The sequence below is a fragment of the Aurantibacter crassamenti genome, assembly GCF_016811105.1.
Lineage (GTDB): Bacteria > Bacteroidota > Bacteroidia > Flavobacteriales > Flavobacteriaceae > Aurantibacter_A > Aurantibacter_A crassamenti.
Genome location: NZ_JAFBGM010000001.1, coordinates 713709 through 730778 on the forward strand (window position 1 = coordinate 713709; position 17070 = coordinate 730778).

12 protein-coding genes are annotated in these 17070 nt (G+C 34.1%); 2 read left to right on the forward strand and 10 right to left on the reverse strand.

Going from position 1 to position 17070, the window contains the following annotated elements; all coding sequences use genetic code 11:
- Positions 1 to 57: 57 nt before the first annotated feature.
- On the reverse strand, positions 58 to 918 hold the full coding sequence (locus JQC67_RS03040; RefSeq protein WP_203251388.1) for a glycerophosphodiester phosphodiesterase family protein: 861 nt from the start codon (positions 916 to 918) through the stop codon (positions 58 to 60).
- 38 nt (positions 919 to 956) lie between these two features.
- Entirely contained in the window at positions 957 to 3158 is a 2202-nt protein-coding gene (locus JQC67_RS03045; protein ID WP_203251389.1) for a hypothetical protein, read from the reverse strand.
- A 338-nt stretch (positions 3159 to 3496) separates the two neighbouring features.
- Here JQC67_RS03045 and JQC67_RS03050 point away from each other — a divergent pair, with 338 nt between their 5' ends.
- Positions 3497 to 5470 carry an FG-GAP-like repeat-containing protein gene (locus JQC67_RS03050; RefSeq protein WP_203251390.1) on the forward strand — a complete coding sequence of 658 codons (1974 nt, stop codon included), beginning with the start codon at positions 3497 to 3499 and terminating at the stop codon, positions 5468 to 5470.
- Between the two features lie 50 nt (positions 5471 to 5520).
- Here the strand turns inward: JQC67_RS03050 and JQC67_RS03055 are convergent, their stop codons facing one another.
- The 4 genes from JQC67_RS03055 to JQC67_RS03070 form a co-directional block, all read right to left on the reverse strand.
- Entirely contained in the window at positions 5521 to 6924 is a 1404-nt protein-coding gene (locus JQC67_RS03055) for a purple acid phosphatase family protein (RefSeq protein ID WP_203251391.1), read from the reverse strand.
- A 90-nt stretch (positions 6925 to 7014) separates the two neighbouring features.
- Complete coding sequence (locus JQC67_RS03060; protein ID WP_203251392.1) at positions 7015 to 8007, reverse strand: Gfo/Idh/MocA family protein; 993 nt, start codon at positions 8005 to 8007, stop codon at positions 7015 to 7017.
- A 33-nt stretch (positions 8008 to 8040) separates the two neighbouring features.
- Positions 8041 to 9525 (reverse strand): sodium:solute symporter family transporter, encoded by a 1485-nt coding sequence (locus JQC67_RS03065; protein WP_203251393.1) that lies wholly within the window; start codon positions 9523 to 9525, stop codon positions 8041 to 8043.
- A 6-nt stretch (positions 9526 to 9531) separates the two neighbouring features.
- A complete protein-coding gene (locus tag JQC67_RS03070; RefSeq protein WP_203251394.1) occupies positions 9532 to 10449 on the reverse strand; it encodes a dihydrodipicolinate synthase family protein in 918 nt (305 codons plus the stop codon).
- 140 nt (positions 10450 to 10589) lie between these two features.
- Here JQC67_RS03070 and JQC67_RS03075 point away from each other — a divergent pair, with 140 nt between their 5' ends.
- Complete coding sequence (locus JQC67_RS03075; protein ID WP_203251395.1) at positions 10590 to 11441, forward strand: AraC family transcriptional regulator; 852 nt, start codon at positions 10590 to 10592, stop codon at positions 11439 to 11441.
- A gap of 45 nt (positions 11442 to 11486) precedes the next feature.
- Here the strand turns inward: JQC67_RS03075 and JQC67_RS03080 are convergent, their stop codons facing one another.
- From JQC67_RS03080 to JQC67_RS03095, 4 genes are all read right to left on the reverse strand, one after another.
- Entirely contained in the window at positions 11487 to 12764 is a 1278-nt protein-coding gene (locus JQC67_RS03080) for a hypothetical protein (protein WP_203251396.1), read from the reverse strand.
- Positions 12765 to 12833: 69 nt separating this feature from the next.
- Positions 12834 to 14261 (reverse strand): PHP domain-containing protein, encoded by a 1428-nt coding sequence (locus tag JQC67_RS03085; protein ID WP_203251397.1) that lies wholly within the window; start codon positions 14259 to 14261, stop codon positions 12834 to 12836.
- 16 nt (positions 14262 to 14277) lie between these two features.
- Positions 14278 to 15189: a dihydrodipicolinate synthase family protein gene (locus tag JQC67_RS03090; protein ID WP_203251398.1), complete on the reverse strand. Its 912-nt coding sequence runs from the start codon at positions 15187 to 15189 to the stop codon at positions 14278 to 14280.
- Between the two features lie 204 nt (positions 15190 to 15393).
- On the reverse strand, positions 15394 to 17052 hold the full coding sequence (locus tag JQC67_RS03095; RefSeq protein WP_203251399.1) for a SusD/RagB family nutrient-binding outer membrane lipoprotein: 1659 nt from the start codon (positions 17050 to 17052) through the stop codon (positions 15394 to 15396).
- Positions 17053 to 17070: the final 18 nt, after the last annotated feature.

Consider the following 17070-nt stretch of genomic DNA (forward strand, 5'->3'; position numbering starts at 1 on the left):
TCGTTTAAACATTGATTAGATTTCTACTATTTTGCAAAATAGTAGAAATCTAATTATTTAATGATGTAAATTTTTAGAACGCAACAATTGTAATATTAATTCCGGCTCATCGGTTTGTATCATATTAGCTCCGTATTTTAGAACATCTTCTAGAACTTTTTCACCCTTACCGGCACGCATTAACGAATCTGAATCACCCAAGGTATTTATCCAGATTCTAGCATTATTCTTTTTAAGCATTTCGGTCAATTCTTGAGTATAGAATTTTGAATCTATGTGTACAGCTGGAGGTGCATATCTCGTAATTGCTGAATCTGCCATTTGGTAGTTATAAGCTCTCGGCATTAATTTAGCTGTTTTATCTAGTTCTAATATTCTATCCAATTGCTCATAATCGTTATCAAAGTAAAACGCTTCATTAGTTGTACCCGTCTTTCTCAGCACAGCCAAAATTCCTTCAACATTATCCGTTTTCATATCAATATCCACCATTATTCTCCCTTTGGTAACGTTTAAGAACTCTTCAAAAGTTGGTATGGTTTCTTTACTTATTTTACCGTTTGGTGTTTTAAGATTATAGGTTCTAATCTCTGCAAAAGTTAACTCTTCAACCTTACCTTTTCCGGTAGTAGTTCTATCGATACTAGAATCATGCATTAAAATTAAATACCCGTCTTTGGTTGTTTTCACATCAGCCTCAACAATATCAACACCTAACTGTATTGCTTTCTTAGTTGATGCAATTGAATTTTCAAAATTACCATTGTGTGCTCCTCGATGTGCAGCTACAAGAACAGTATTAGCATTAGAATCATGAAACAGACGTAAAACTTCAGGCAGATCTGTAGTGTTTTTTACACTGGCACAGGACATGAAAAAGACCCCGACAAAAAGAACTAAATACTTAAAATTTCTCATTTTAATATGATATTGACTTAAAAAAATCTATAAACTCTTTATTGTTTAGGTTCACTAATTAATTCTGCGTAACGACCTGCCCAATAAGGCAACAAGTAAATATAAGGGGCATATTCTTGCATACCGCTACCACCATCATTTCTATATGCGCCATTGTGTTTATGTAAAACGCGCTCGTCTGGCGGCAATACTTCTGAATAGGTTTGACTTCGGAAATTCGGCTCAATTTTTACTAAATCTTTACGATGACTATTATCAATTTTCCAGTCAATCATATCCATCGGATATTCACGTAGATTCCATGCAGATTCTTCAACATCAACTTTCGTTGCACCTGTTAATGCAAATAAATAGTTCCACAGTGGATTTTTTTCTGAACGTTCAATTTCCCAATGGCTTTTTACAGTCTCGAAATGCTTTGCTCGCTGTTCTTCTGTAAACGAATAATTAACAAAACCTGGGATAGTTAAAAAATACATTTCATCATCAGAGTGGTTCCATTTGTCACTCAAATACTCTCCTTCTTCAAAACCAATTACAGTGGCAGGTCTATTTGCATTTTCATCGTAACCATAGCGTTTAATTAACTTAAGGGCTGCTTTTTTATACTTTTCGTCTTTTGTAAAATGATATGTAGTTTGTAAAAAAGAAAGAATTAGTGTAGAGTTTAATCTTCTATCGCCAACATTTATAGGAAAACTATTTACATATTTCGGATTCCATTTACCCCACGCAGTTGGCTTACCATTCCAATCAACCAGATACCAATTATTATCCATAATATGATCCATTTGAATTTTGAGTTGATGTATTGCTCGATTTCTCCATTCTTTATCTGGTGCCAACTCTGCAAAAAGCGCATGAACATAAAAATGCGCACAAGATTCATCACTACTTGTTGTTGATTTCCATCGCCATTTTTTATCTTCTGCTAATTGCCAAATTCTTCCATTTTCAGCAACATGTTTCTTATACCATTCTTCGGAAAAACCATTGGCATGCAAACCAACTTCATAGCCATCACGTTCAAAAGATCTTGCCGGAAAACCATGCATAGGAGGAAGTGCTGTTAACCTTTCCATTGCTTCAAAAGCTTCATATGCATTTTGCTTTGCATCTTCATCTTTAGTTACCGCATAGCGATATAACTCGCCAGCTAAATACATGCCTGTCCATAAACCATCATTATCGGTATCTTGAAAAGACCCTGAAGTCAAATCACCCTCAGTTTTAAATCTGAGATTCGCAGTAAAACCATATCGTATATGTCGACTACGTTGAATTTTTTGAAAATATGCTGCTTTATCAGCGAGCGTCATTGGCACAAAATTAATTTGTGACAAACCTTCTTTTGTTGCGATTAGCACACTGTTCTCAGGACCCTGAGTAATATCAATAACTTCATCATCAACCAACCAACGTTTAGACGCATAATAATCATACTTACCGTCTTCACGTAATTTAAATGCTCCTTTTGTTGAGCCAAACCATAAATTATCATTTATGGTTTTTATAGAAGTAATTTCCGTCCAAGGTAGTTTTTGATTAATATCACTTTCGACATGAGCTTTGCCAGACAATGTGATAAGCCCATCATTTGTACCTATAATTATATCGTCTTTATAAGCTTCAAAAGCAGTAAGATTAGCTCCAGTAAAAATCTTTTTTAGTTCTAGTTTTTGACTTGACAACTCAAATAATGAATTCGCATTTAATACTAAAAAACTGCTGTTTTGTTTATTGTATTTAATTGAAATTGGGTTTAATCCATTTTGATTTGTTTCCCAAATAGTTTTCCCTTCTTTATCAAATAATTTTAATTCATTTGCTGTGGCAACTAGCACATTAAAATCATCACCCATTACAAAATGTGTTGGAGACTGAAAACCATGCTCCACTTCATAGGTACCAGCCCAAGCATTACTAAAAACAGAAGTGTCAGTCAAATAAACAAACTGATTTTGATAGCTATCAAAAGCTATTATTTTCATATCAGTCAAGGGTCTATATTGCAAATCAGATGTCAATTCATTTTCTAAGGCATTTAATAGACCTTCATTAGAAAGCATTTTTATTGCTAAATTTCGATCACTTCTAACTTGAAATAAAGTAGTCTCTTTTATCTTTTCATTTAATTGAAATTTCTCAGCGTAGTCTTGAATATAAGGTGCGTCAGTATACTGTTGTGCGTTTGCTATAAATGTTAGCATTAAACCCACTGCAAAAATTAGATTTTTCATAACTTATTGTATTACTATAAGCGCATAAAATTACTTAGATCTAAAAGGGTTTGTTACATCATTATTGATTAAAATACATGTTATTTTGACCTATTTTACAGATAAAATCATTGTTTTGCTATTTAAATATATGCGTAAATATTTTTACAAAGCTTCAAAAGACAACATATACAGGTGTTTTAGAGTATCAATTTGTATTCAAAAGAACAAAATCAACAATATAGCCAGTATAGAAAAAGGGTAATTTTCTATATAAATAAATCAAGAATCATGAAGTGATTTATAATAGTCATCATTATATTTAGTACTATCAGCCGCAACACTACAATTTGAACATAATGAACTGGAACAAACCACTATTATTAATTACCGTATTCTTAATTCTAGCTTATGATGTAAGTGACGAAACCAACTCTGAGTTGGCCAATTTATCACCTAAATTTGAAAGATTAGCTTACAATAACCCAGATTTAACTGTAGACTTAGGCGTTGGTCTATGGGCATCACCGCTGCCAATTGATTATGATGAAGACGGTGATTTAGACCTTTTAGTTTCTTGTAATGATGTTCCTTTTAACGGAATCTTCTTTTTTGAAAATAAAAGTGGTGAAGCCTTTCCAATTTTTGAGCCACCTGTAAAAATTAGTAAACCCATAAAACATATTCAAGTTTCATATGTTGATGGCAAACCTAGATTCTTAGAGCCCGGCAAGGAATATTTAGATTTTAAAAATTCATTTAAAACAAAAGGAGTCTCACTTTTTCCTGGCAATACTTTTTCAAAATTGCATAATAACATAAGATTTAATCAATGGAAATATGTCGACTACGAAAATGATGGTGATCTAGATATTATAGTTGGAATACAAGATGGAGAAGATTACGGATGGGACAATGCATTTGATGAAAATGGAGTTTGGACCAATGGCCCACTTCACGGTTACGTATATCTTATTGAGTATGATAATGGCGAATACAAACTAAAAGACAAAATACTCGCAGGTGATAAACCAATTGATGTTTATGGCGCACCCTCACCTAACTTTGATGACTATGATAATGATGGTGATTTAGATATTATCTGCGGAGAATTTTTAGACAAGTTTACTTATTTTGAAAATATTGGCACTCGCGAAAAACCGAAATATGCTAAAGGGCAGCATCTAAAAAACGAAAATGGTATACTAAAAATGGATCTCGAAATGATTTTACCCGTTTCTATAGATTGGGATAAAGATGGAGATATAGATCTCGTTGTAGGTGATGAAGATGGAAGAGTAGCTTTTGTAGAAAATACAGGCAAAGTAACTAATGGTATGCCCGTTTTCGAAAATCCGAAATATTTTCAGCAAAAAGCAGAACATGTAAAATTCGGAGCACTTGTGACTCCATTTAGCACTGACTGGGATGATGATGGCGATGAAGATTTAATATGTGGCAACTCTGCTGGATATCTTTCTTTTATTGAAAACTTAGATGGTGCAGATACACCTAAATGGGATGCCCCTAAATATTTAGAAAGCGACAATGAAATAATCAGAATTCAAGCTGGTGAAAACGGTTCAATACAAGGGCCCTGCGAAGCAAAATGGGGTTACACAACCCTATCTGTTGAAGATTGGAACAATGATGGCTTGAAAGATATAATCGTAAACTCTGTTTGGGGAAAAGTAGTTTGGTATGAAAACATAGGGTCAAAAGGAAAACCAAAACTTGGTAAAGAACAACCCATTAAAGTAAAATGGAATTCTCAAGCACCAAAACCTGAATGGTACTGGTGGGATCCTGAGCCAAATACATTAGCTACACAATGGAGAACCACACCCACTGCTATTGATTGGAATAAAGATGGGCTTACAGATTTAATTATGCTTGACCAAGAAGGATATTTAAGTTATTATGAACGATTTAAAGAAGACAATGAATTGCTTTTAAAACCTGGTAAACGCATTTTTCAATCTACCAATGGAACTTATGATCGTAAGAATAAATTTATTGATAATTCAAACGGACCATTGAGGCTCAGCGAGCAAAAATTTGGTAGCAGCGGTAGAAGAAAATTAGCCTTTGGTGATTGGGATTTAGATGGAGATACTGATATTCTAATAAACGGCATAAATGCTGCGCTTTTAGAGAACACCAAACAAACTAAAGGCCGAGTAGAATACAAATTCAAAGGTAACTTATCGAAGGTAAAATTAGCTGGACACACAACGAGTCCAACTTTAGTTAATTGGGATAACACAGGAAAGCCAGACTTACTTTTAGGCGCTGAAGATGGATATTTCTACTATTATAAAAATGATGAATAGAAGACCTTGAAGAAGTTTTTATTCAAAGTCTTCTATCATTAAAGTGTATGCTATTCAGGCTTCACAAAATCTTTTCTTAATCTTGTTGGACTATCAGGAACTTTATTAATCAATTTCTTTTTCCCTTTCTTTTTTATAATTTCAAAGGCATCATATAAAGTGCCAATTGGCGTATATGCACCATAGGTGATTGAATTCTCTGAAACCGTGATTATTTGAAATAACTGCGTGTATTCACCTCTTCTAACCATCCATTCTTGATCTTGTGATTCGTACATCTTTGGACCACTTACAGAAACGGCATAAACAGTACCTGCATCTTTAACAACGGTTAAACCTTTACCTTCATTTTCAGGAAAACCTCTTGCATAGGTATGGTCATGACCCTGCAAAACCAAATCAACTTGATATTTATCAATCAAAGGTTTTATAGCCTCCCTCAATTCCCAATTATCTCTACCTTCTTTTGTAGAATATACAGGGTAATGTGTTGTAATAGTAATCCATTTTTTAGTATTTGATTGCAGCACAGAATCAAGCCATTTTACTTGTGCTGCTCGCGCTTCTAAACTTTCATCAAAACCTTCACTATCAATTGATATAAGCTTCATGTCTTGATAATCGATAACAAAACATGTTTCTTTTAGCTCTTCAATTGGGCCATTTTCTGGCAATGTAAAAGAAGGTCTCCATAATGGAGTTAAAACTCCATCTCTGTACTCATGGTTGCCGGGCGTCATAACACTTGGCACTGTTGCATGAATAAAACTACCTGCATGAAACCATTCGCCCCATTCCAAGTTAGCGTCGCGATCATTTATCAAGTCACCTGCATGTAACATAAAATCTACTTGTGGAAATTGACGATATGAATTACGAATAACTCTAGACCATAATGATTTTACATTGTTTTGAGCATCTCCAAAATAAATAAAACTAAAGGGTTCTTTTGAATCTGTGTGAGCGGTAGTAATTTGAAACCATTCACTCCAATATCCATTATCTTCTTGTCCGTTACCAACACGATATACATAAGTAGTATTGGGTTGTAAATTTTTTACCAAGGCCGAATGATAGGTAGCTTTAACAAGAGGTTCATTTCTATTTTGGTTTTCAAATTTTTGCGAAATGGCCTCAACTTTTCTTACGTTACGTAATAAAAATTCAGGACCATCAGTTGCTATTGCTACTTCTACAACACCATTTGATACTTGTTGATCAGTACGCCAATTTACCGCAAACGTATGAGCTGGGTCTTCGGTTAAATTTGAAATAATACGGTCTGGTGTATTTGAAGGAAATATCAATTTGTGCGCAGGTGTAGAGTCATGTTCCATGTAATGGGAATGATTACTATGAACTTCACCATTAGCATGTTCATGTTGTGCTTTCACGGTATAATTGAATATAAAAAACATCGCAAAAACTATAAGACTCTTTTGTATTCTCATCATTAATTAATTTAGTATTCAAAACTATTTTAAGCTTAAGAAAAAGGCATTATGCATATATCAACTTAATGTTACTTTTAAAAACACGAACAACTAAATAGACAGCCTTTCTCCAGTTATATTGCTTTCGTGCAATCGTTCTAAAACCACCATATTATTAATGGCATCACTTAAGTGCGCAGGCGTTTTTTTATCTTCAAGTATAGCCAATGAAAAAGCATCAGCTTGCAAGGTATATTGATCACAAATTTCGAATTCCAGTTCAGTTGTAACTTCGTCTTTTGTTAACCATACTTTTGCTGGTCTGTTGTTAGGCGGATTAAAAGGCAATTCAAATTTGATACTCCCTTTTGTTCCAAATATTTGAGCCTGTTGCGTATAATCTAATTGCGTAGCACAAAAAAAAGAAGAACTACCTTTTTCAAATTCTAAAATTCCCGTTGCTAAAATATCTACTTCATAATCAGGATGATATTCAATAGAAGCTAATACACTTTTAGGTTCAGAATTAAATAATAACCTAGAAATTGAAATAGAGTAACAACCTATATCCATCAAACTGCCACCCCCACATGCTTTATTATTAGTAATACTTTCTGCATCATCATCAAAAAATGAAAAAGAAGATTGTATGGTTTTTAATTCGCCAATATCACCAGCATCAACTATTTGTTTTACTTTAATCCATTGTGGGTGGTACTTATACATAAAAGCTTCTGCTATCTTAAGCTTTGGATGTTTTTCTGCTTCGTCTAACAATTCTTTAGCAGAGGCACTGCTCAATGCAATTGGCTTTTCAACCAGCACATGTTTGCCAGCTATCAATGCTTTTTTAGCCCATTCTACATGTAAATGATTCGGTAACGGAATATAAACAGCTTCAATTTCAGAATCATCTAACAATTCTTGATAGCTCTGATACCGTTTTGAAATTCCGAACTCATCAGCGGTTTTCTGAGCTTTGCTTGTATTTCTTGAGGCAATGGCCAGTACATTACAATGGGTACTATTGAGCATAGCAGGTATAACTTGCTCTCTGGCAATAGTTGCTGCACCTAGTATTCCCCATTGAATTTTTTTATCCATAGAATTAAATCTACTTTTTGCAAAAGACCTTTTCTATTTATTAATTCTCTGTTTGTTCAAAAGAACAAATACAAATGCCAGAAATAACAATCCTACAGTTGCAACAGCACCAACAATAATTGGATCTAGAGTGCACTCTAACCATGCATATTCAGGTGACATATCTCTTAAAAAAGTACCCCAAATTATTATAATAATGCTGAAAATAACTGAAGTAATACCCTGTGCACGTGATATTTTTACATTGAAAAGAGCGAGTAAGAATAAACCTAATATACCTCCACCAAAAATCCCTGAAATTTGCCACCATATATCAAGCGCACTTTCAGCATTTATAAGTAAAAGGGCAAAAGCAATACCAAGAACGCCCCAAATAATAGTAATTAAACGGAGGAAACCAATACTACTTTTTTCAGAAGCATTGGGTCTAAAATATTTTTTAAAATAATCTAAATAAAGTACGGTAGCTGAAGAGTTTAATGCGGAATCTACGGTACTCATTGAAGCTGCAAGTATTGCTGCAATTATTAAACCTTTAAGCCCTGTTGGGAGTTCTGTTGCAATAAAAAACGGAAAAACCTCATCGCCCTTTACAATAGCTGGATCAAGAACATGTGCTGAACCCGAATAAAAAGCAAACATTGCCGTACCTATATAAAGAAAAATAGCTGTTAATGGTAAATAAATAAGCATTGCAATCCAAACCGATTTTTTTGCTTTCTTTTCAGTCGCCACAGCGCTATACTTTTGGGTGTAATTTTGATCCGCCATTAGATTTCTAATGTTTTCAGTCACCCCATAAATAATCATCACCCAAATGGTTCTACTACTTAACGAAAAAGAAGAATCACCCAGACTAAATTTGTTTTCATCAAATGCTTTCTGAATTAAAAAATCTGGATCTGCAAATACTTCAGTGGTCAAAATATAAGCACTAAAAAGGAGTCCCCCAATCATAATAATTGATTGCATAACATCTGTCCAAATAACCGCTTCCATACCTCCCATAAGGGTATATGCAATTGTCATGACCCCAATAATTAAAATTAATGTACTAATATCAACATCAACAAAAGATGTTAACAAGAGGGAAGAAAGGTAAAGTATCACCGCAGTTCTACCAATCATAAAAAGTACAAATGACAGTGAAGCATAAACCCTACCCCAGTCACCAATTTTATCTTCAAGATATTTGTAAACCGAAATTATCTTATGTTTTCGGTAATGAGGAATAACGTATTTAGTAACAAACCAGGCTACGGGTAAAGCAGTAAGTGCAAAAATTAATGGGTGCCAATTTTGATCGAATGCTTTACCAGGTACGGCTATATATGATATACTACTTGTATAAGCACTCATTACAGCAATACCTGCTGCCCACGCCGGAATACCTCTTCCGGCAACCATAAACTCTTCAGAAGTTTTTGTTTTTCTTAAAAAGTAAATACCCATTCCGATCATTAATAAACCGTAAATGATTAAAATGGCAATATCTAGTATTTCAAGTTGGTAGTTCATTACTTTTTATAATTCAGCCATTGACTCTTTCTTAAAATTTTCAATATGGCATTTAACTTTATCTCTTTCAACTGCACCAAATCTATGTAAAGGCATTGCCATATAATCATCACAAATACCCAAAACTGAAACTCCACATTTTATACCTTTTGTAATACGCGAAGGTGTTTTACCTACACTGTAAATAGTATCATTTATGTGATTAACTTTTTTCAACAATTCAACAATTTTATCTTCCTCTTTAGCCAGGGCTGCATCATAAAGGTCAACAAACAATCTTGGAAAAATATTAGCTCCTCCAGCTACTGCACCATGACCACCACGCTCTATTGTGGCAGGTAAAAAACCTTCAGCACCTGCAATTACCGCAAACTCCGGCGAATCACTAAAGGCATCTATAAGACTATTTAAATAATCAAGATTACCTGAACTGTCTTTAACACCTAAAGCTCCTAATTCTTTTCCCTTTTTCACAGTTTCAAGCGAGAGATTCATTTTAGTACAACTCGGCATATTATAAAGCAAAAACGGCAAAGGCAATTTGGGTATTAAGGTATTCAAATATTCATCCATTTCAGCATCTGAAATTGGAAAATAATATGGCGGTGCAATTACCACAGCATCAGCACCTGCCGTTTTAGAATGCTCTGCAATTTCAATTGAGCCATCAAACGAAGTGTCAGTTATACCCACTAAAACAGGCACCCTTTTATCTATATATTCACAAGCCTTTGTGATTAGCTCTTTACGGATAGTATTACTTAAACTTGGACCCTCACCATTGGATCCTAGCAAAAATATACCGTGAACACCACCTGATATTAAATGTTCAATTAGAACTTTTAAACCTGTCTCATCTAATTTGTAGTCCTCTGTAAGAGGTGTAATCATTGGAGGAATTATACCTCTCAAATTTAAAGTCATAATGTTGGTCATAATTGAGACAAAGTAAATTTAATTCGCTCCCGTATGCCACCATTATTTTACACAAATCTTATGTTATATTAACCTAAAATGTCAAAAAAAATTACTATTATTGATAGTAAGAGTTAATATACTTAGATATGGAATTTATTTGTGAAAAAATATTCGTACCCAATAACCACTCGTTTATATCACGAAAATTGCCTTTGTCATCAAATGCGAGAATACACTCACACAAGAACTTTGAGCTGAATTACATAACCTCAGGGGTAGGCAGAAGAATTGTAGGTGATAATATATCAGGATTTGAAAAAGGAGATTTGGTGCTTTTGGGGCCAAACTTGCCGCATTGCTGGGAAATATTAGATGTCGAAGACAATGAAGAACCCACATGCATTGTTACACATTTTTCAGAAAACATCATTGATTCTGACTTTTTCAAAATGCCAGAACTTCAAAAAGTTGTTGATTTATTAAAACTGTCTAATCGAGGAATTCGGTTTAAAGTTGAAGATGATACTGAAATACGACAAGTTTTAGAAGAAATGTCAGAAAGTAATGGTCTTGAATATTACATTGGTTTACTAAAAATTTTCAATAATTTAATAAAGATTGATGAGCGAGTACGGTTATCAAACCCTATTGATCGCTCTTCCGTTTTTTCAAAGAATATTGAAAAAGTAAATAAAGTGTATGAATACGTTTTTCAGAATATTCAAGAAGGCATCAAACTAGAAGAAGCATCTGCAGTCTTAAATATGGCACCCAGTTCTTTTTGTAGGTTTTTCAAAAAGAAAACTGGCCATACTTTTATGGAATATGTAAAAAATGTTAGAGTTGGTATAGCAGCAAAACTTCTGGCAGAAACTGACAAACAAATTACACAAATCTGCTTTGAAAGCGGCTATAATAACTTGGCCAACTTCAATCATTATTTTAAAGCAAATATGGGTAAAACACCATCTGACTATCGTAAGAATTTTAGAGAATAAGATACCGTTAGCATAGATAAAATCTGACTTCTAAGTTTCCAGTTCTTAACTCAATTCAAATCGGTTGTGATTTCCTGGCAAACCATCGTGAATACTAATTGCTATCAAAGAAAACACCGCCAGTAACACAAGTATTATCAACAAATAGCTAAACCATTTTTTTACATTAATGTGATCTGTTACTATTTGAACATCTTTGATTTTTGCCTTGCGCGACATTATATAAATCAAAACAATATTCAATACGTACAAATTGTGGTTCAACCCTAATTTTCCCGCAAAGAGCCCCGTTACTATATAGCTCATTAAAGTATAGCTACTGAAATACATAAAGAAAAACAACGCAACATCTTTCATTGAATAATTGTTGTTTTTTAATTTGATGAATAAAAATACTGCTATACTGAAAAGTACAATTGCAACAAAAACGGTACTAGAGAAAGCGATTTGTTCTAAATTTTGAATTTCACCCAAACGCTTTACTAAATGTTCATAAGCAAGTGATTCACGATACACGATTAGTGGGATAAAAACAAGTATGACAAATAAGGCAACTCTATTAACCCAAATTTTTGGGCTAGGTTTTTCATCAACTGGCCAATGTGACGAAAAAACTCCATAAGCCATTCCCAATCCACCGAAAAAACCGATGCTGTATTCCATAACATTCCACATGTTAAACTGAATCTCAAACACGTTACCTGCTACGTGAAGAAAATTTCCAAAACCAAAACCAAAACCAGCACCCAACGCAGAAATTATAGCAACACGTATTGGGGCATTTCGATTTGTTCGTGCCATATGCAATAACATTGCCAACCCTGCCCCCAAAACAAAGGCCCAAGCTTCAGATCTAGGAGGTGTCATTTTAAAACCTATCTGTTCAATTAAAAAGAAATAGGTTAACAAACCTCCGGCAACCATTTCTGAGACTAATCCACCCCAATTAACTTTATTTTTCTTAGTTGAATCAAGCACCATACCCACAAGACCGCCACCAAGTAAACCGAATAATGCACCAATGACAAAAAGCATACTTAAACCATAAAACACATTGATAAAATTATCAGCTCTACCATAGCCAACAACAATACCATAACTAATCATACCACCTGCCCCCCAGCCAATAGCAGATGCTAATGCAATTATTGGCATTTTAGCATACCAATCTTTTCTATTAGAAACCAAGACTAAAGCCAATGCACCAATAGCGCCAGCCCATGCGGCACCTTGTTCATGCCCAAATTGACCTCTAATTGCCCATGCGGTTGCTAATGCCATAGCAACTATCAATAAACTTAAACCATGCTTTTTAACATTCATTATTATTATTTTAGAATTGTTTAAAATGCCTCTCTTTCGATTTTAAACTTCAGAACTTTATAGAATAATTTAAATTTTCTGTTTAAAGAATCGAAAATACAGTACAACCGCAGCATAAATTAAAAGTACGATACCTATTGGACCGAGTAGCTCACTATATTCTTTATACACTTTACTGTAGCCTAATACCAATTGGCCTCTATTATAATAATAGGCCGCTAATGCAATCATAAAAAGTGCACTTGTAATTGCTATAATTAATAGCCCTGTACTTTTATTTTCTTCTTTTCTTTTAAACCTTTTAACTATATTTTGAAGTAACACTAACCAGCCTATCCAAGAAAAAACCTGTAACAGATTTAATGATCTAAAATAGTTAACTACAGTAAACAAGGGGCTGATAAATAAATTGGCTTTTGAATAATATGGTCGATCTTTATATATTAATACTTTAATATTTTCATTGGAACCACTTTTTAAAACTGATAAAATAGATTGTTCTTTTGTGTTTTTATCTAGACTATTCCAATTGTCAATTTTTAGGGCGTTATACATAGAACAAACCCTTCCGTAACCGTGAAAATCTAAACCACCAATCATTGTCAATTCATTTTCTTCACAGAAATTTCTTAGCTCTTCAAAAGTTTCTCTATCGTAATAAAGATCAGTCCCTGAATTTTCAATTTCAAAGCCATCTACACCAATTTCATGATAGAATTCTTTCTCCTTCCCTTTTCCATCAAACCAATGGTTAATAATTACGGCACCACCATATCTATGCACCGAATCTATTACGGCTTTGTCAGTCATACCCTTGGTGTCAAATTTACCATTGAGGCCCAACAAACTCATGTGGTTACTACCTGAATGTTCTTGCCCAACCATCACAAGCGGGTCATTTGTCTGAGCATTAATATTTTGATCTTGTGCAAATTGCAAGCTCTTCTTATGATTAGCATGGTCAGTTATAAAAAAAGCATCAAATCCATTTCGTTTATGCCATTGTAACATGTTTTCTTGAGAAATCAATCCGTCATGACTATATTCAGTATGTGCATGGGTAGTTACCAAAATAGAATTTTCAGAATTATTTATAATGGTATTATTAGGGAGAGGAATGAAAAGTACCAACACAAATAAGGCAAAACATACTCCGATAACAAGTGGCAGGTTTGCTAATTTTTTAAGTGCTAAAATTCTTCCATGTGAACTTTTAATTATTCTAAAAACACTATAGATACAATAGACTATCACTAACCATAATAAAGCAATAGGAATTTCTTCTAAAGCATACAAAGAGCGATTAAAGAATAATAGTAATCCAACAATAGGTTCAAATAATACACGCCAAAATGCTATTTTAACTTCAAAATCTAATTCGGGTTGAAGAGTTAATGCATTTTCAAAATGAATCTGAAAATGAAAAGCAGTAGCTAATATGATGATTAACAAAATTAAGATTAGTAATGTAATCTTATGTATGCTAATTTTGTTCATCACAATTAATTAAGTTTTACGATATAGAATTCACTTTGAATTTCATTAAATGACTTTTGACACTTGTACGCTTTTCACTATCTAATTTTTGCAAGGGTTGCGCCATATAATCATCACAAATACCCATTACTGCTAATGCACTTTTAATCCCCTTTATACTTCTAGTGGGCGAGTCATCAACATTATAAATAGTCTTATCAATTTCTGAAACTTTAGCACTGAGTTCTTGTATTCGATTATGGTCTTCATTTAAACAAGCATTGTATAATTCGACAAATAATCTAGGAGAAAAATTAGCCCCCCCTGAAACTGCCCCATGAGCACCTCGTACTATTGTGTCAGAAAGAAAAAGCTCATTACCAACTATCACTGAAAAGTCAGGCTTATCTTTAAACGCTTCAATTATCTCATATAAAGATTCTATATCTCCTGAACTATCTTTAAAACCAATTGCACCTAATTCAAATGCTTTTTTAACACTATCAACTCCCAAATGCAATTTGGTACAACTAGGAATATTATATAAAAGAAATGGTAACGGTAATAATGGGGCTAAAGCCGTTAAATAATTATTCATTTCTTCTTCAGAAATAGGAAAATAAAAGGGTGGTGCAACAACAAGTACGTCGGCACCTACTTCTTTTGCATAATTTGACATTTCAATAGTAGCCTCAAATGAAGTGTCTGTAACACCTACCAGAACTGGTACTCTTCCATCTATAATTTCGCAGGCTTCTAAGACCAGTTGTTTTCGTATTCTATAGCTTAAACTTGGGCCTTCACCGTTGGTGCCCAATAAAAATATACCGTGAACTCCACCTGCTATTAAGTGTTCAATCAAATTACTTAAACCAATACTATCAAGTTCTTTATTTTCTAACAATGGGGTTACCATTGGTGGTATTATTCCTTTTAATGGAAGTTTCATAATTAACTATTAGTGTTTTAACAAAATAAGTCTACAATAAAAACATATGCCACAACTATGTTGAAGGAATCTTATAGAATTTTAACCTCTTTATGAAATAATTATTCTCAATAAAATTGAGTGAAAAGCAAAAAAATGAATAAAAAAAAGAGGTTTTACACGATGTGAAACCCCTTTTTTCAGCTAATTCAAATAAATAAAATCTTAGTAGGGCTTATTAGTTCCCTGTAATAACCACATTTTTGACCATGCGCTATTATTAGTTGCATCATCGCCTTTAAAGTCAGTTGTTTCTAGTTTGCCAATTGCAGCATCTGCGTTCTCTTTATTGTTATCAATCTCATCTATATGGTAATAGAAACGTAATGGAAGTGCTTGCCTTTTAGAGGCTGCCCCTGCTTGCAAATTAGGTATACCTGTTCTTCTATAATCAAACCAAGACTCTGCAGCTGCTGACCAACTTGCAATCCATTTTTGCATTAATATATCTTCTGGTCCAGTATAAGCTGCAGGTCCAGCAATATAAGTGCTATAAGCGTCACCTACTCCCCAAGCATTTAAAGACTGCTTAATTGCCTCATTATAATATCCTTCTGCGCCACCAGACACCCAACCTTTTGTAGCTGCTTCTGCCTTAATAAAATTAACTTCTGCAGCGGAGATTAATCGGGCTTGTAATAAATCACCATTGGCTTCTTTATAAATATCATTTAATTGAGAAACATGCAAATTCAGTGCACCTTGGTTAAGATTTTCACTTAAGTTATAAGCAATTCCAAAAGTCATAGCAACTGGTAGACCAACATATTCTTTATCATAATCCACTGGAAAACCTACAATATCCTCATACGCATCAACTATATCTTGTGCTACATGCCTTTCACCATCTATTACCTCATCCGTGCCATCTGGCGCTCCAGCATCCAAAACTAATGGAATATCAATTTTATTTGCCCATACGCCTAATCGCGGGTCATTTAATTCTTGCAACTCATTTACCAATGTTGCACCCATTTTTATCCTAAAATATGCTCCTTGTGAATCAGCATCAAACTTAGTATTGGTTGGCCAAGAATCAACACTTGTATTACCAACATATGCCATATTAGCATCATCAGCAGCATCAATTATCAATGGGTATAATTGTGGGTTTGACAATAATTTCCTAATTCCTTGTTCTGCCCATGCTGGTTCTTTAACTGATAAGCGCATGTAATATCGTAAAGCCAATGAGTTTGCAAATTTTCGCCATTTAGCAACATCGCCACCGAATAAGATATCTTGATTTGCTTGTATGCTAAAATATGAACCTTGATCTTTAGAAAGCAATGAGTTTGCAGTCTCTAAATCTAACAGAATGCCTTCATAAATTGATCTTTGGTCATCAAATACTGCATCAAAAAATTCAGCACCTTCATTACCACGGAGTGCGGCAGAATATGGCGCATCACCCCATAAATCAGTAATCAACCCAAACAGAAAAGACTTCATAACAAGCCCTGCTCCTCGATGAAATTCAAGATTATCTGCTTCGGCTTTTTCAATCATATTCTTATTATTGGTCAATAGTGTGTAATAACTATTCCAACTATGCGAATCATTGCTCCAGTCGTATGCATTATGTCCACTAGACCAACCATCTTTTTGCGTATGCTGCATTACTCCGGCAATATCGCCAAAGCCCAAGCCTACTACTGCTTTACCTGCACCATTAATTACCGTTGGCAAAAGTAGATTAGGATCTACATTTTCAGAACCAATTTGATTTGGGTTTTCGTTCAACTCTTCCAGTCCATGACAAGAGACCAAAAGAATTAGACCTAAAACCAATAGGGCTATTTTACTGTAATATGCATTATTCATAGCGATGTCAGTTTAAAT

What these genes read in the sequence shown, in the direction of transcription:
- JQC67_RS03040 (WP_203251388.1), bottom strand. Translation starts at nt 918, where the DNA reads ATGAGAAATTTTAAGTATTTAGTTCTTTTTGTCGGGGTCTTTTTCATG.
- JQC67_RS03045 (WP_203251389.1), bottom strand. Translation starts at nt 3,158, where the DNA reads ATGAAAAATCTAATTTTTGCAGTGGGTTTAATGCTAACATTTATAGCA.
- JQC67_RS03050 (WP_203251390.1), top strand. Translation starts at nt 3,497, where the DNA reads ATGAACTGGAACAAACCACTATTATTAATTACCGTATTCTTAATTCTA.
- JQC67_RS03055 (WP_203251391.1), bottom strand. Translation starts at nt 6,924, where the DNA reads ATGATGAGAATACAAAAGAGTCTTATAGTTTTTGCGATGTTTTTTATA.
- JQC67_RS03060 (WP_203251392.1), bottom strand. Translation starts at nt 8,007, where the DNA reads ATGGATAAAAAAATTCAATGGGGAATACTAGGTGCAGCAACTATTGCC.
- JQC67_RS03065 (WP_203251393.1), bottom strand. Translation starts at nt 9,525, where the DNA reads ATGAACTACCAACTTGAAATACTAGATATTGCCATTTTAATCATTTAC.
- JQC67_RS03070 (WP_203251394.1), bottom strand. Translation starts at nt 10,449, where the DNA reads ATGACTTTAAATTTGAGAGGTATAATTCCTCCAATGATTACACCTCTT.
- JQC67_RS03075 (WP_203251395.1), top strand. Translation starts at nt 10,590, where the DNA reads ATGGAATTTATTTGTGAAAAAATATTCGTACCCAATAACCACTCGTTT.
- JQC67_RS03080 (WP_203251396.1), bottom strand. Translation starts at nt 12,764, where the DNA reads ATGAATGTTAAAAAGCATGGTTTAAGTTTATTGATAGTTGCTATGGCA.
- JQC67_RS03085 (WP_203251397.1), bottom strand. Translation starts at nt 14,261, where the DNA reads ATGAACAAAATTAGCATACATAAGATTACATTACTAATCTTAATTTTG.
- JQC67_RS03090 (WP_203251398.1), bottom strand. Translation starts at nt 15,189, where the DNA reads ATGAAACTTCCATTAAAAGGAATAATACCACCAATGGTAACCCCATTG.
- JQC67_RS03095 (WP_203251399.1), bottom strand. Translation starts at nt 17,052, where the DNA reads ATGAATAATGCATATTACAGTAAAATAGCCCTATTGGTTTTAGGTCTA.